Below are 16127 nucleotides of genomic sequence, written 5' to 3' on the forward strand. Positions count from 1 at the left end.
CATAAGGGCCACGTCATCGCCCATACCAACAACGTTATGAGGATTTGGCATTCCACAACGTTGAGGTAATCATACGAAGGCCGTCGAAGGAGGACACCATGACCGCAAGGCGCGTACTGATCACCGGGGCATCGAAGGGGATCGGCCGGGCAGTCGCCGACCGGATCGCGAAGTCCGGCGACATTCCGGTCGGCGTGGCTCGCACCGGGCCCGACGACTTCCCGGGCGAGTTCTACGAGGCGGACCTGGCCGATCGGGCGGCGACCGACGCGGTGCTCGGGCGGGCCCTGGCGAACGGACGCATCGACGCGGTGGTCAACAACGTGGCCGTCGCGCGGTTCGGCCGACTCGGTTCGATCGATCTGGACGATCTGGCCAGCACGTACGACCTGAACGTGCGCGCCGCCGTCCAGGTGGTTCAGGCGGTGCTGCCCGGCATGCTGGCCAGCGGGTGGGGGCGCATCGTCAACGTCACCAGCTTGACCACGCTGGGCACGCCCGAACGCACGCCGTATGCGGCGACGAAGGCGGCGCTGGAAGCGTGCACCCGTATCTGGGCCGGCGAGCTGGCACAGTCCGGCATCACCGTCAACGCCGTCGCGCCCGGGCCCATCGAAACCGAGATGTACCGCGAGCTCAGCCCGGTCGGCTCCGAACGCGAAGCCCGCATCCTGCAGACGATTCCGCTGCGCCGCCTCGGGACACCCCGCGAAATCGCCCACGCGATCTGCTCCCTGCTGGATGAGGATGCCGGCTACATCACCGGCCAGATCATCCGAGCCGACGGCGGCGGCAGCATCGCCGCGTAGCGACACTCATCGGCGAGATTGACGGTGTGGAGGGCCAGCCAGAATCGTTGGCGCGCAACGCATGGCGGCCCCCTCGGCGAAATCAGAGTCAAGGGTATGCCCGCTGGCTTTCTACGCCGGCGCCGTCCTGGGTTAGCCGGTGCCCAGGAGGCGTTGCTTCTGTTCGGCGAATTCGGTGTCGGTCAGCGCGCCGCTGGCGCGGAGTTCGGCGAGTTTGCCTAGCACGTCGGTGATTTCACGCAGCTCGGCGGCGCTTCCCCCCGTTGGCGTTTTGCGCGAAGGCCTCCCCCGCTCGTGCAGTGCTCCGGCAGGAACCTGACGGCGGGGCATATCGCTGGTGTCTGCCGGTCGCTGCGCCCGGGAGTCGGGGGCGCCCCGGCCGGGCAGACCCATCAACGGCGCGCCACCGAAGAGCGGCATGTGGCCGAGCGGTCCGGGGCCGGGACGGGCCGCGCTGGCGGTGGGCGACTCGAGCGCGGTGAGGCGCAGTTCGGGCGCCGCCGTGGACCAGCCCTGCGGCACCGACATGCCGCCCAAGGAGGACGCGCGCCCCATTCCCGCGGACACCGTCATCGCTTTGGTCGACGGGCGCGGCGCCGCCGGCCCATCGAGCTTTGCGACCTTCGGCTTTGCCCCCGGCTCGGTGATTTTGTGTTCGGCGTCGGAGATGAATCCCGCTGCGCCCGAGACCCCGATCAGCCCAACGCCGTTGCCCAGGAACCCCGAGCCGAGCGACACCAGGTTGTAGGGGTTCATGAAGCTGGAGAAGTCGCCGAGTCCTGACGCCGACGAGGTGGAACTGAGGCTTTGCAGCGCATTTGGGACGGCGTTCATCGCGTTGCTGGACAGTGTCGACTGCACGCGTCCGGCCGAGGTGCCGGCAGCCTGGGCGACGGCGGCGTTCTGCGCGGGAAGCTCGCCCTCATTGGTCGTCTGCTGCGGCGGGGTGAAGGGCGTCACTTGCGCGGCCGCCCGCGAGGCGCCGGCATAGCCGTACATCGCGGCGACGTCCTGGGCCCACATCTCGCCGTAGGCCACCTCGGTGGCCGCGATCGCGGCGGTGTTCTGGCCCAGCAGGTTGGTGGCGACCAGCGAGGCCAACTGGGAACGGTTGGCCGCGATCACCGAGGGGTGCACGGTCATCGCGTATGCCGATTCATATGCCGTCGCAGCGGCTTTGGTCTGAGCGCCGGTCTGCGCGGCCTGCTCGGCGGTGGCGTTCAGCCAGGCTACTTGGCCCGCGGCCGCGGCCGCGGCCGTCGCCGCGGACGGCCCCTGCCACGGCTCATCGGTGAGCCCCGAGATCACCGACTCGATGTTGGCCGCCGTGGCGTGCAGTTCAGTGGCCAGCTCATCCCACGCCGTCGCTGCGGCGAGCAGCGGCCCCGAGCCGGGACCTGCGTACATGCGGCCGGAGTTGACCTCCGGCGGCAATACCGCGAAGTGCATTCGGTTCCTCTGGGGTCGTGGAGGCGCCGGTCGTTCGCCCCCGCTCAAGTCCACCTGGTACCACGTGCTGCCGATTCTCAATCCTGCAGGCGCGTGGGCATTCAGGTGCGTCGCCCCCCGGGGATGTCAGGCGGATGCGCCGCTGCGCTGGCGTTTCATGCGGCGTCCAAAGTCGTTGCACACGGCCAAGACTGGTGCACGAATGGGAAGTGAAAATCATCATACCGGCCTTTCGGCACCGTGACCGCCTGCGTTCACGGGTTGGCTGACGTGGCGTACTCGGGTTGCCAACGCACCTGCGCGATGCGGTCGGCGAGCTCTGCGTCGCTGCGCCTCGGGGCGACGCCGTCCGCGACCGCCTGCACGGCGACCGCGTGCCCGATGCGCAGGGCGACGTCGGGCACGTCTGCCCAGGCCGGCAGCAGCGGCTGGTCGGGGTCGGCGAGGGCGGGCGATGCCTCGCCCAGGGTCTCCGCGGCGACGCGCATCATCTCGTCGGTGATCCTGGTCGCCTGGGCCGCCGTCACCCCGAGTCCCATGGCGGGAAAGATGTACACGTTATTGCATTGGGCGACAGCGTGTTCCACACCATCGCGGTGTAGCGGGGCGAACGGTGATCCGGTGGCGATCAGGGCCCGGCCGTCTGTCCACTGATCCAGCTAAGCGGGGCGCGCCTCGGCGCGGCTCGTGGGGTTGGACAGCGGGAAGATGATCGGCCGCTCGGTCTTGCCGGCGAGTTCGCGCACGATGCTCTCGGTGAAGGCACCCGTCGCGGTCGACAGGCCGAGCAGCACGCCCACGTCGACATGGTGGACGACGTCGGCCAGCTGCGCGGGACCCGACAAACCCCACCGGGCGACGCGGCCGGGGGGCTGGGCGAATCCGCGCTGGGCATCAGACAGGTCGGCGCGGTCATCGGTGAGCAGGCCGACGACGTCGACGACCCAGATGCGCTGCGAGGCAGCCTGTTCGGAGAGCCCTTCGTTCATCATTTGCCGCCGAATCATGTCGAGCGCTCCGATGCCGGCCGAGCCGGCGCCGAGCATGACGATTTCTTGCTGCGAGAGCGGGCGGCCCGCGACTTTGGCCGCACCGTGCAGTGCACCGAGTGTGACGGCGGCCGTTCCCTGGATGTCGTCGTTGAACGTGAGCAGCGAGTCGCGGTAGCGGGCCAGGATCGGCAGCGCATGCGTCGTGGCGAAGTCCTCCCACTGCAGCAACACATTGGGCAGCTGCTTGCGCACCGCGGCGACGAACTTGTCGATGAACGCGTAGTAATCGTCGTCGTCGATGCGCCGGTGTCGCCAGCCCAGGTATTGGGGATCGTCGAGGAGTTCGCTGTTGTCGGTACCCACGTCGAGCACGATCGGAAGTGTTCGCGCGGGATCGATGCCGCCGATCAGGGTGTAGAGGGACAGCTTTCCGATAGGGATCCCCATCCCCCCGATCCCCTGGTCGCCCAGGCCGAGGATGCGCTGCCCGTCGGTCACCACGATTACGTCGACCTCGCGCTGCGGCCGGTTGCTCAGCACCTCGTCCAGGCAGTCACCTTCGGCGTAGGAAACGAACAGCCCCCGGGGCCTGCGGTAGATCTCACTGAACCGCTGGCAGGCCTCGCCCACGGTGGGGGTGTAGACGATGGGCAGCGCTTCGGGAATGTGGTCGCGCAGCACCCGGTAGAACAGCGTTTCGTTGCGGTCCTGCAATGCCCGCAGATAGATGTGTTTGTCCAGATCATCGCGACGAGTGGAGAATTCGTGCCAACAATGCTCGGCTTGCTGCTCTAGCGTCTTCACCGTCGTCGGCAGCAGACCCAGGAGGCCCAATCGCCGGCGCTCGGCCTCGGTGAAGGCGGTGCCTTTGGTGGTCAGCGCATCGAACAGTCTGGCCGTACCGCGGAGCTCCTCGGGCATCGTCAACGTCCCTTCTTGCGACTCTCGCGGCAACGGGAAACGGTGGTGTCCAGATCATCATCGGTCATCGAGGGTGCTTTGTCTGCCCAGCTGTCGGCTTCGGACAAACGCATACAGCCTTTGCGATGGGCGCTCGGATTGGGGCCCGCGGGTTCTGGTCGGTTGCGCTCTCCGGTCGAGGACCACTAGGCGGACGCGCAGTTTGCTGCGGGCGTCACGGTTCTCGCGAACTTCGGTACGGGAGTTGTCGTCGGTAGCGACGTAGGGCCCAGTGGCGCGGCGCTTTTGGAGGATCGCTCGATTGTTTGCCCGGATCTCCGGTGCGAGAAATGTTTCACTGACACTATTCCAATACGGCCGTACATCACGATATGGTAACCGAGGCGCCGTTTCGGCAGGTCCGCAAGCGTCCCGTGTGGTCTCGCCAGGATTGCGCCGGCTCTGTGGGTGGGATTCGACAGGTGGGGTCATCACGTCGAGATAAATGCTTGTTCGAGTAGTAGTTCCGTGTTAACGATGCACGAATTAAATGACCCCGCGTGTCGACTACCTCACACGAGCACACGATCGGTTGGCAGAACTTCTTGTGCGATTGCGGGCCCGAGAGGGGAATTTTATGATTGCGCCGCGGAAGGGTCGGCGAGTCATTTATCCGCGCTGGTTGGCGATATGCGTAGCACCGGCTGAAAACACCGGAAACCCAAGCAAACGTGCGCACTGGTCGACGCAGCGCACCCCATGGCACTTGCCGGGCCTGCGGAACTGGACCGCGTCGGCAACCGACTTACTCAGCAATTCATCCGCGTTGCCGTTAAGGTCATCCGGACCGGCGTCGCCAGCTGACGGACGAAAGGTAGCGCATGTTCTTGGGCACAGTTGAGGACTGGACAGCCGAGGGCACCGTCGTCTCCTGGTACCCCACCGCGGCGACCTATCGGCGCGCGGCCGAAGCCCAATACCATCCCGCCCCGGTGAGTTACCAGCAGGCGCAGCATCTTCGCTACTACCGTCGGCAGGTCAGTCGTGGCCGGGATATCCCCCGGCTGTGCATCGGGGCCTGGGAAATCAGCGGTGTCTGCGATATCGACGCGATGACGCAGGCCATCAATACTCATCTGCGCCGACACGACACCTACCACGACCGGTTTGCCTTCGGTGACGATGACGAGATCCTTCGCTATGTCATTCCCGACCCTGAAGTCATCACTTTGCAGCCAACCGATCTCGGCAGGATGGCGCCGACCCAGATCCGCAAACTGCTTCTCGACACGCCCGACCCGCTGCAATGGGACTGCTTCACCTTCGGGATCATCCAGGCTCAAGACCGGTTCACCATCTATATCGCCGTTGATCACCTGCGGGCCGATGGCATGTCGGCGGGCGTGATCTTCCTCGACATTCAAACGATGTACTTCGCCGCGTTGCAGCGGGCGCAGAGCCCGCTGCCGCCCGCCCCGAGCCATCGCGAATACAGCGCGAATCAGCACGCGTACACCCGGGGCCTGAACGATGAGTCGCCCGAAATCCAGTCGTGGCGGGCTTTTCTCGCGGCAAACAATGGGGCGCTCCCGAAATTTCCCCTGGAACTGGGCGAGTCGAACGCGGATACACCGGGGGCGATCGACGTGTTCGACCTGATCGATGACGACCAGGGACGGCGGTTCGAAGCGGCGTGCCGCGCCGCGGGGGCGCGTTTCAGCGGCGGCGTGTTCGCCTGCGCCGCCCTGACAGAGCACCGGTTGACCGGTGCCGCAACATATTTCGGGCTGACCCCGTTCGACAACCGGCGCGATCCCGCACACGCGACGGCGGTCGGTTGGTTGGCCAGCTTCGTCCCGCTGGCAATCCCGACCGCTGGCGCGTCATTCGATGAGGTGGTCAGCGCCGCCCAGGCATCGTTCGACGGCAACACGGCCCTGGGCGCGGTGCCGTACTACTACCTGCTCGAGTCGACGGACCCGTCCTCGAACCCCATCCAGGTCCCGGACCGCCCGGTCCCGATGCTGTCCTACATCGACATCCGCAAGCTGCCGTTCGGTGACTACTTCGACGGTCTGCGCGCCGGCGTCTGGGGTGACAACCGGCTGTCGGAGACGGTCTGCATGTGGGTCAACCGCATGCACGACAAGACGCAGTTGGTGGTCGCCTACCCGGGCACCGACATCGCCCGCAGGTCGATCTTGCGCTACGTCGAGACGATGCGCGCCGAGTTCACCCGGGTCTCCGAGGCCGGACCGCGTATCGATGGGTGACGCCCGCCCGGTCCTGTCGCCTCGGGAGGTCTCGCGATGAGTGCCCTCGTGGCACTCACCTTGCGCACAATGTCGGGCTCCCGGCGCGATGCCGACCTGCTGTTCGCGGCGCTGGCTCCGGTCGGTTGCTTCCTGGGCTTCACCCTGGTGCTGGGCGGCATCATCCACACCGGCCCGATGACCTATCCGCAATACGTCCTCCCGGTGGTCATCGTGCAGGCGATGCTGTTCGGGGCGATGACCACGGCCGACCGTGCCGCACGAGACCGCTTGTCCGGCTTCGGGTCCCGCCTTCGCACCCTACCGGTTCCTGCGGCGGTGCCCCTGGGTGCACGCATGCTCTATTGCTTCATACGCGCGGTCGTCGCGCTGGTCGCTTCCCTCGCGGTCGGGTGGTCGTTCGGCTTCCGGATGCAAGGCGGCGCGGGCGTCGCGGTTCTGTTCGTGGTCATCGTCGTGGCGTTCGCGATGGCGGTGTGCCTGGGCGCTGACGCCCTGGGCTCCCGCGTCGGTTCGGTCGAATCGTCAAGCCAATTGCTGCTACTCCCCCAACTGGTCCTGGTCCTGTTGTCGACCGGCATCGCTCCGGCGGACTCGTTCCCCACCTGGCTGGGACCGTTCATTCGCTACCAACCGGTGTCACAGGTCACCGAGGCGCTGCGCGCTCTTGCCACCGGTCGCGTCCTCGGCTGGGAGCTGGCGGTGACGTTGGGGTGGTGTCTCGGATTGCTGACGCTGTTCGGTGGGCTGGCGGTGCGCATGCAGCGACGGGTCAGCGCAGGGACTTCGGGCGCCGCTCGAAGCGTGCGCACGCCACGTCGGGACCCCGTGCCGGCGGGTGAGGTGTCCGCCGAACGGCCGCGGACGAATGCCAACGCCGAGGCGGGGCAAAGGATTCCGTACCTGACACCGTTGACGGCCTTCGTCAGCCAAAGCGCATCGGAGGCGGGGCGGCTACTGCGCCGCTGGCGGCGCGATCCGATCGTCGCGGTGCAGGCCTTGTTGTTTCCGACGTTTCTGCTCATCATCTACAAGCTGCTGGTCGGCAAGTCCGTCTTGGCCGTCACCGGGCACGACAGCCTGTACGGGCTGGTACCCATGTGCGCGGTGGTCGGCGCCGTGTTCGGAACCCTCGGCGCCGGTTTGGCTTTGCCGTCGGAGCGGGAGTCCGGCGTCCTGACCAGGTTGTGGGTGCAGCCGGTGCATCGGGCCAGCACCGTGGCTGGACGGCTGGTCGCCGAGGCCGCCCGAACCATCATGTCCGCCGTCGTGCTCACCGTCTTCGGGATCGCGTTGGGTCTGCGATTCAGCTATGGCTGGATGGCGATGCTGGCCTTCGTGCTGGTGCCAGCAGTGATTTCGGCGGGCATGGCGGTGTTGGTCATCGCCATCGCCGCCCGCGCGGACGGCAAGGCGATGGTGACGTGGCTGGGTGCGGGTTGCGTCGTGCTGTTGTTCCTCAACACCGGTGTCGCGCCGGCCGAAGTGTTTCCGGGGTGGCTGCAACCGGTGGTGCGTTTTTCACCGATATCGCCGACGATCGAGGCGATGCGCGCGCTCGCCGAGGGCGGGCCGGTGCTGTCGCCGCTGTGGCAGGCGGCCCTGTGGGGCGGTGTCCTGGTCGCCCTGTTCGCGCCGGCGGCGGTGCGCGGGTATCGCGCCGCGGCCGAGGCGGGCTGCTAGTGAGCAGGCTGGCGCTGTTGGACCAGGCCGCTTTCCTTCGGCTGCGCGCCACCGGTCAAGGCAGCACGGTCCAATGCACGTGGGTTTACGACCGCGACGTGAACATCGACGAATTGCGGGCCTTCAACGACAATCTCGGCGCCGGCCTGCTCGGCCGCCGGATCGAGCGCTCGCCGCTGCCTTTCGGACGTCACCACTGGGCGGTCGACGGCAGCTCCCCCGACATCGCATGGGAACCGCGGCAACCTCGACACGAGATCGGCGCGTGGCTCGAAAGGCGCGCCCAGCTGCGGGTGGACCCCGAGCACGGCCCGACGTTTCACCTCGCCGTGCTGCCGCTGGACGACGGCGGCGCAGCGGTCACCCTGGTGGCCTCGCACTGTGTCGCCGACGGGCTCGGCATGGCAACGGCGATAGCCGAAGCGGTCAAGGGAGAACAACGCAATCACGGTTACACACAACCGAACTCACGCGGCCGATGGCGTGCGGTGGTCGAGGACCTGGCCGATGCCGTCATCGCCCTGCCGGCGGCGATCCGAGCACTGATTGCGACGCTGCTGATTTTGCTCAAGGTGTCGTCGAACCAACCGGCCTCGCCGCGCAAGCGGAGCCCGGAAACGCTCACCGCCGCCGGCGACGACCCGAACGCGTCACCGTCGGTGACGATCCAAACCGACGCTGCGGCATGGGAAGCGCGAGCGCGCAGCCTCAATGGAAGCAGCAACGCGCTCTTTATCGCCTTTGCCACGCGCCTGGCGCACCGGATGGGCAGAGTGCTGCCCGACGGTAACTGTGTGACGGTGGTGCTTCCGGTCAGCGACCGCACCGCAGACGACGACCGCGCCAACGCGCTGACGTCGATCACGGTGACGGTCGACGGCACAGCGGTGGTCGACGACCTGACCGGTGTGCGCACCGACGTCAAGAGAGCGCTGACGGCCCTGCAAGACCAGCCCAACGAAATGCTCGCCGGGCTACCTCTCATCCCGTTCACGCCGCGGTGGCTGGTCCGGCGCGCCGAAGGCATCGCCATGTCGTCTGGCCAACTGCCGGTGGGATGTTCCAATCTCGGCGCCCTCGATGCCGCCGTCAGCTGCATCGACGGTGCCGATGCATCCGAGGTCTCCATGCGGCTCGCCGAGCAGGGCATCACCCGGGCTCGCATCGAACAGGCACACGGCCAATTGTTCTGCGGCACAGGAACGGTCAACGGCAGCCGGTTTCTCACCGTCGTCGCGTACCAGAGCGGTTCCGAGCGCACCTTCGCTGCGCGCGAGGCCGCGTGTGGTGCGCTGGCCGATCTGCGCCTGTCGGCCACCACCGTGTACGAGGGCCGCATGTGATGGTGGCGCTGGGGGTTGAGGCGAAACCGCGCGCGCGGCATCACCTCCTGTATGTGGGCATCGGCGCCGCGGTCGCGGTCTGGTCGGCGGTCGTGCTGTGGTGCGCGATCAAGGTCGTTCCCCTCGACGTGTACTGGATGTCCTACTACGCCGCCGATTACGGACACGGCTTCGTCCGCCGCGGGCTCGCCGGTGAATTGGTTCACTCGGTCCCCGGGCATTATTTCGCGGCCTCGCTCGGCCTGCGGTGGCTGTCGACGGTGGCCTATCTGTGTGGGCTGGCGGCGGTCGCAGGCGTGGTGCTGTTCGGCCGCCATCGCTCGGAGCGCCGGCTCATGGTGGCGATGGCGATTCCGTTGCTGCCCTTCGGCATACCGTTCGCGGCGTTCTCGGCCCGGCCGGATCTGTTCGGAGCGGCGGCCCTGGCGCTGTTCAGCTCGGCCTTGGCGGTCACACGTACCCGGGCCATCGCGATGGGATGCTGCGCAGCCTACGGCGCCGCGATCGCGGTGCTGACCCTCGTGCACGAGGCGAATGGGCTGCAGTTCGCGTTGGGAGCCGTGCTGGCGATCATTGTTCTCGGCGGCGCACTGGAAGCCACCCAGCGCCGCGGCGCGCTCGTCGCCGTGGCACCGGGAGTGATCGCCGCGGCCGTCGTCGCGGGACTCGGCCGCCACGACATCGCCTCGCAACTGTGTGCGGCCGTACCGCACCGACTGATACCCAACCCCTTCGCCACGGTCACGTCGCCGCAAACGCTGACCCGCTTCGTCGTCGACGGGCAGAGCCCTAGGACCGACTATCACGACTGGGTGTGCCGCAACGTGTTGCCGAACTACGACAACGGGATCTGGGAGGCCGTCCGCGCCGTCGGCCACATCGGAATACTGGGCCTCACCGTCTCTTTGCTGTTCGGCGCGGGAGCGCTGGCGGTGACGCTGTGGGGAGTCAGCGCGGTTTCGGGCGTGCCGCTGCGCGGGTTCGTCGAGGCGCTGCGGAGCCGAATGGCCTGGGTGATCGCCGGCGTGGTGTTGGTCATCCCTGTCTTCCTCACCGGTTACGACTGGACCCGGTGGCTGACCATCGTGGCGTTCGACGTGGCAACCGTGTTCATTCTTTTCGCGGCGCGCCGACCGGAGATCGACCAGGCGCCCACACCAAAGACGTTGCGAATGTTCATCCTGCTCGTCATCGGGTTCGCGCTGATCCCGGTGGGCGCCGTTCCGGGTTTCGGCGGCCCGCGGATGATGTGACCGGCGCCGGAGGCATGCCTCCGTGCCAGGTGAGGCATCGCGGCTGGTAGCCTAAGTGGCACTGTGAGTTTCGGAGTTTCATTGCGTTCACGGTGGTCACGACCACAGTCTGCGTCTGCCGTCGTTGCTGTGTTGGCCCTCCTCGCAGCTGTGCTCGGGTGCGGGTCTTTGCGAGCCGCAACCACAACCGGCCCATGGCAACCACCAGCCGTGGCATCGTCGACCAGCCCTGTTTCCGGTCCGACGCAGCTGAGCAACGACTCGGTTCCCATTCGGCGCCTCAGCGCCGCTTCCACCGTGAACGATGACAAGGCGTTCAAAAGCGGTGGGCTAAAGCGCAATCGGTCAACCCCCATCGCGCTTTCCACGCCCCGCTCGCCCGCATCCGCGGCGCCCCCGATGGTCGGGATCGTGCGGTCTCAGCAACGGGTCGATGCACCCGCTCGCGCGCCGGCCGAGACATGCGTTGACCAGAATCTGTTGATTCGATTCTGCGTCGCCCGCTGCTGATCACAGACGGCAGTTTTTCGCGGGCAACGCCGTTGCGGCTGGTTAAGCCTTAAGCCGCCAGTAGTTCCGCCTACGTGCTCCGCATGTCGCGGACGGCCCACGATCGACGCGATGTTCGCTGTCGAGCTCGAATTCGGCCCCAACCGGTGCGCCAGTTCGACCGAATTCCGAGGTCAGGCTGCGAACCCTCGGTGTCGTACCTAGCCACGCAGCGTTTGCGCGTTGCCATGGCAATTTCATTCATCCACAACACGCCTGCGCTGACTTGATGTCGCGCGCGACGTCGCACACGTCAGCCAGGCAAGCAAAGAAATTAGGGATAGACATGGATTTTGGCGCATTGCCACCAGAGATCAACTCCGGTCGGATGTATCTGGGACCCGGGCCCGCCAGCTTGCTGGCCGCCGCCGCGGGATGGGAGTCGCTGGCCGCCGAGCTGACGGACGGCGCTAGCAGCTACTACGCCGTCATCGCCGGCCTCACCGGCGAGTCCTGGTCGGGGCCGGCGTCGATGTCGATGGCCGCCGCGGCGATGCCGTACATGGCGTGGATGACGGCCACCGCCAAGCAATGTGGGCAAACCGCGGCGCAGGCCACGGCCGCCGCGGCGGCATTCGAAACGGCTTACGCGATGACGGTCCCGCCTCCGCTGATCGCGGCCAACCGCGTCCGGCTGTTGGCGTTGATCCAGACCAACATCTTCGGGCAGAACACGCCGGCCATCATGGCGACCGAGGCCGAGTACAGCGAGATGTGGGCACAGGATGCCGCCGCGATGTACACCTACGCTGCCAATTCGGCCGCCGCGTCGAGGCTTTCGCCGGTGGTGGTGCCGCCGCAAACCACCAATCCGGCCGGCCTCGCCGGCCACGTCGGCGCCGTTACCCACGCCGCAGCCCAATCCGGAAGTAGTGCACAGTCCATGACGACGCAGTGGGCCTCGGCGGTGCCCCAGACCCTACAAGGCCTTTCCACCCCCGGTTCCTCCTCGAGCACCGGTCTGTCGCAGGCGGCGATGGGCACGGGCGCGTCGCTCGGGTCGTCGGGAGCCTCCGCGCCGCTCAGTTCACTGTCGGGTTTGACCGGCGCCTCGGGCAAGGGCGCGACGAAGAGCGCAAGCACCGGTGCGGGCGCGGCCTCGGGACTGGCCTCCGCGCTCGCCGCCGCGCCCGCGGCGGACGGGGCAACGGCCGGCCTGGCCTCCGAGGCCGCCGGGTACGGCGCCGACGGCGCCGGTCTGATCGCCGACGGCGGTGGGATCGGCATCGACCTCTACGGCCTAGATCTGGATTACCAAGGCTTGGCGCTGGACGAAGCGGGCGCCGGTTCCATCTTGGGGGCCGAGGGCGCCCAGGGCATAGCCGGCGTGGGCGGGGTGGGCGCCGCGGCCGGTTTGGGCGGCCTCGAGCCGCTGGCGGGGCTGGGTCAGGGCGCCTCGGCGAGCGTGGGTCAAGCCAGCGCGCTGAGCACCTTGTCGGTGCCCCCCAGTTGGGCGACGACGGTCTCGTCGGTCGCCCCGCTGCCGGCGCTCAACGGCGGTGCCGCGCCGGGCGGGTGGGCCGTCGCGCCCGGGGCGTCGCCCGGCACTGCGGTGTCCAAGCTGCCATTGGGCGCCATGGTCGGGCGCGAATCGGAGGGAGCGGTTCAGCGCATCGGCATGCGCGTCTCGCTGATTCCGCATTCGCCGGTGGCCGGGTGATGCACCGAATCACTCGTCGCGACGTCCAAGGGTGCACAAGCGTTTCGACTGCAAAGGAGACCCCGATGGCCGTACCCACACCACACCGGTCAGGATGGCGCCGGCCGCCGGCCCGAAAGCCGTTGGCTCTCACTGTCAAAGCTGCGATGTGTGCCGCGTTGGTCGTGATGTTCGGCGCGTCGGTGGCGACGCCGGCGGGCGCCGATCCAAACTCCGGTGGTGATGCCCCCAACCCCTTTGGCGGCATCAGCTGCAACTGCAGCCGGACCGCCCCGACCGATGGTCCGGCTTCGAGGCAGCAAATCAGCGAGGGAATACATCAGGGGCTGTCCGCGCATGGACCATCCACTTGAGCCGCCACGTGATATCTGCCGCACTGATGCGGCAACATCGCGAAATTGATTCCGCGATAAGTCTTTTCATTAAGCAGCTCGAGGCCGGCAGCATGCAGACCGAGCTGATGGCGGCGACGCTGGAGGCGCTGCGCCGGCACATCTATCTCGAGGAGCTCTTTCTTTTCCCGCCCATCCGGGGCGCCGGCATAGTCATGCCGATCGTTGGCATGCTGCGCGAACACGGCCAGCTATGGGCAACGATGGAAAGCCTCGCCGAGCTGCTCACCGATCCGGAAGACAGTCCGCAGCGAAAGGCCGCGTGCAATCAGCTGCTCGATCAGCTTCACACGCACAGTTTCAACGAGGAGCCGGCCATCTATCTGCATGCCAACTACGAATTACCGGCGTCAACGAACGCGGAGCTGGCCAGGTTCGTCGCCACCGGCCGCCTGCCCGAGGGGTGGAAGTGTCAGGAGGCGAAGGGTTGAGTTTCAACACAGTGATCTCGCAGCAGTCGTGGGGACTTCGTCGATGGCGTGGGGGCGGTCGGAGATCAAGCGTTGAAATTGGAAAGAGCCCTGCATTTCAACTACTGGAAAGTAACATACGACGCACGGTCGGCCGCGCCGTTGTTTCATGTCACCGAGGGCGAGAGGCGTCGCTAAATGCATTGGATCAGCGTGTGGTGGCGTCAACCCGACCACTATGACTGGTTGTCGGATTACCTGGCCGCACGTCGGCTCCAGCCGTTTGCTCGCTCCTTACTAGTTGTCATCCTGACCACCTTGGTCGCGGCGACGATGCTCATGCTCAGCAGCCCGTCGGGTCCACAAACGTCGGCACAGCGTGCTGCGACGGTTGCGATCATCGTCAGCTTCGGAGGCATAGCGCTGATCTACCTGCTGCGCTGGCCGACCCGAGTTCAATCTCAGATCTTGTCGGTAGCGGGGACATTGGGTATCGCGGCGGCCTGCGTGATCGAGAAGGATCCGCGCAGCGGCCTGCTGGGGTGCGCGGCTTTCGGTGGCCTCGCGGGTTACGTCGCGTTCTTTCATTCTGCGCGCCTGTTGGTTTTCACCGTCGGTACGGCCTTAAGCACTGCAGCGCTGTGCGCCGCCCGCGTCGCGATCGACGGTGATGCCTCGATGGCGGCGGCCAAGTGGCTGGTACTGAGCGCGGGAATTCTGGCGGTACCGTTCTGCGGACAGGTACTCGTGCATTGGCTTTCGGTCGACGCCTTGAAGTCTTCGACCGATCCGCTCACCGGGTTGCGCAACCGCCGCGGGTTTTATAGGGCAGCGCCAAGGCTGTTGAGCCTGGGTGAGGGCCCGCGGTGCCTGAGCGTTTTGATGATCGATCTCGACAATTTCAAGCGCATAAACGACACCTACGGTCACGCGACCGGCGACCGCATCTTGGTGGCCGTCGCCGACAACCTCCGCAGAATCCGCGACGGCAAGACCGTGATCGCCAGGGTCGGCGGAGAAGAATTCCTCGTTGCCGAAAGCATCGGAATGCAGGAAGCACTGCAGACCGCCGAGGCGATGCGACTGGCCATCACCGCTACCCCCTGGCAGGTGACAGCCAGTTTGGGTGTCAGCAGCATCAGTTTGTCCACGCGCATCGATAGCCATCACAGGCAGATCGTCGAAAGCCTGGTAGAAGCCGCCGATTCCGCGATGTACGAAGCGAAACGCGCTGGGGGAAACCAGGTTCGGAGTTCCGACCAACAGTGGATATCCTGAAATCCGGAGCTGAGCGCTGTGCGGCGCAGACACCATCGCGCGGCGCGCCACAGGATGATCGTTGCGCGTCCGACGACCCCTCAATCGGTCGTATCGACCACCAGCACTTCGGTTTTCGCGCGTCGCTTCACAGCGCGTGGAACTGACCCGAGCAGACGCCCGGCGATTGAGTTGACGCCCACATTTCCCACGACGAGCAAGTCGGCCTTTGTTTCTTCGACCAGATCGACGAGCACGTCCACCGGTGCCCCGGCGATCGACCGTTCCTCAATGTCCTTAACGCCGGCTTTTCTAGCACGATCACTTGCTTGATGAAGCATGTCGTAGACCGGCGCGGCGCCTTCGGTCTTGTAATCCTCGCCCTGGGGCTGATCCGGTTCGCCAGTTTGGTAGTCGTCCTCACGCATGTACGCCGTGGCGATAATCAGCTTTGCATTCGACTTGGCCGCGATCGCGGCGGCACGATCGACCGCGCGCAGCGATGTGTCCGACCCGTCGGTTCCGACAACCACAAGTTGATAGTCGGTCATCTGTCCCTCCTAAATGTCAAGTGTTCCAAGTACATACAAGCTGCTGGCCGGCGAGCCACGGCTGGCATTCGACTCGTCTCATTGGTTCTCTACACCAGGTTGGTTTGGCGGTTTCGGTTTCGCCGCATGGGGCTGGCGTTGGCTTTTCATACATGTGACATCGATGCCTCCCGGCGAAGAGCGAGCCGCGTCGACTTGTCTCGCCCGCGCAGCTGGGTTTCCTCACCAAACTCCCAGCACCTGTGCTCGTGTTCATCACTACTACCCCACGGCAGCTTCGGAGGCAAGCGCCGCTTGCACGGATCTCCCCTTGCTGACGTCGACAGTTGCTGCGGAAAGGGGCTGTCGGCACCGACGCACGGATACGCCGCTACGCCGGTAGTGATGCCCGGAAGGTGTCGCCGCGCGACTGATTCGGTATTGGACCGGCCTTGGCACATTGTGAGCGTGGTTGTTGCAACCGATTTCAAGGGTTGTTCAGGAATGGTGCGTGAGGACATCGGGGTGATGAAAAACGCTGGCGGTTAAAGAAGGTCATGCGTCTACCCGATCCCCATGGAACACGTCAGCTTGTTTCGCTGTGTCACCGAGCTGGTCACAACGATG

Annotated in this window: 10 protein-coding genes and 1 pseudogene; 8 read left to right on the forward strand and 3 right to left on the reverse strand. The window is 66.3% G+C overall.

The genetic code is table 11. The features are described 5' to 3' along the window. Window positions 1–98: 98 nt before the first annotated feature. Window positions 99–809, forward strand: a complete 711-nt coding sequence (locus AC5Y5B_RS22105; RefSeq protein ID WP_500006557.1) for an SDR family oxidoreductase — start codon at window positions 99–101, stop codon at window positions 807–809. Between the two features lie 132 nt (window positions 810–941). Here the strand turns inward: AC5Y5B_RS22105 and AC5Y5B_RS22110 are convergent, their stop codons facing one another. Then, window positions 942–2258, reverse strand: a complete 1317-nt coding sequence (locus AC5Y5B_RS22110) for a PPE family protein, SVP subgroup (RefSeq protein WP_500006559.1) — start codon at window positions 2256–2258, stop codon at window positions 942–944. Between the two features lie 254 nt (window positions 2259–2512). Further along, window positions 2513–4171 (reverse strand): annotated as a pseudogene (locus AC5Y5B_RS22115) (NAD-dependent malic enzyme). A gap of 860 nt (window positions 4172–5031) precedes the next feature. Here AC5Y5B_RS22115 and AC5Y5B_RS22120 point away from each other — a divergent pair. From AC5Y5B_RS22120 to AC5Y5B_RS22150, 7 genes are all read left to right on the forward strand, one after another. Next, on the forward strand, window positions 5032–6423 hold the full coding sequence (locus tag AC5Y5B_RS22120) for a condensation domain-containing protein (protein ID WP_500006561.1): 1392 nt from the start codon (window positions 5032–5034) through the stop codon (window positions 6421–6423). 36 nt (window positions 6424–6459) lie between these two features. Then, window positions 6460–8106: an ABC transporter permease gene (locus tag AC5Y5B_RS22125; protein WP_500006563.1), complete on the forward strand. Its 1647-nt coding sequence runs from the start codon at window positions 6460–6462 to the stop codon at window positions 8104–8106. Further along, window positions 8106–9449, forward strand: a complete 1344-nt coding sequence (locus AC5Y5B_RS22130) for a hypothetical protein (protein ID WP_500006566.1) — start codon at window positions 8106–8108, stop codon at window positions 9447–9449. Before AC5Y5B_RS22125 ends, AC5Y5B_RS22130 begins: the two co-directional genes overlap by 1 nt. Beyond that, complete coding sequence (locus AC5Y5B_RS22135) at window positions 9449–10702, forward strand: Rv1490 family membrane protein (RefSeq protein WP_500006586.1); 1254 nt, start codon at window positions 9449–9451, stop codon at window positions 10700–10702. The genes AC5Y5B_RS22130 and AC5Y5B_RS22135 overlap by 1 nt, the downstream gene beginning before the upstream one ends. An 835-nt stretch (window positions 10703–11537) precedes the next feature. Further along, the gene (locus AC5Y5B_RS22140; RefSeq protein WP_500006568.1) at window positions 11538–12911 is read left to right on the forward strand and encodes a PPE family protein; all 1374 of its coding nucleotides are present in this window, start codon (window positions 11538–11540) and stop codon (window positions 12909–12911) included. A 349-nt stretch (window positions 12912–13260) separates the two neighbouring features. Further along, window positions 13261–13734, forward strand: a complete 474-nt coding sequence (locus tag AC5Y5B_RS22145) for a hemerythrin domain-containing protein (protein ID WP_500006570.1) — start codon at window positions 13261–13263, stop codon at window positions 13732–13734. Window positions 13735–13911: 177 nt separating this feature from the next. Then, entirely contained in the window at window positions 13912–14991 is a 1080-nt protein-coding gene (locus AC5Y5B_RS22150) for a GGDEF domain-containing protein (protein ID WP_500006572.1), read from the forward strand. Window positions 14992–15071: 80 nt separating this feature from the next. On the opposite strand, the gene AC5Y5B_RS22155 is transcribed toward AC5Y5B_RS22150, so the two are convergent. Then, complete coding sequence (locus tag AC5Y5B_RS22155; protein WP_112633266.1) at window positions 15072–15521, reverse strand: universal stress protein; 450 nt, start codon at window positions 15519–15521, stop codon at window positions 15072–15074. Window positions 15522–16127: the final 606 nt, after the last annotated feature.

This window comes from Mycobacterium sp. NGS33 (assembly GCF_059812885.1).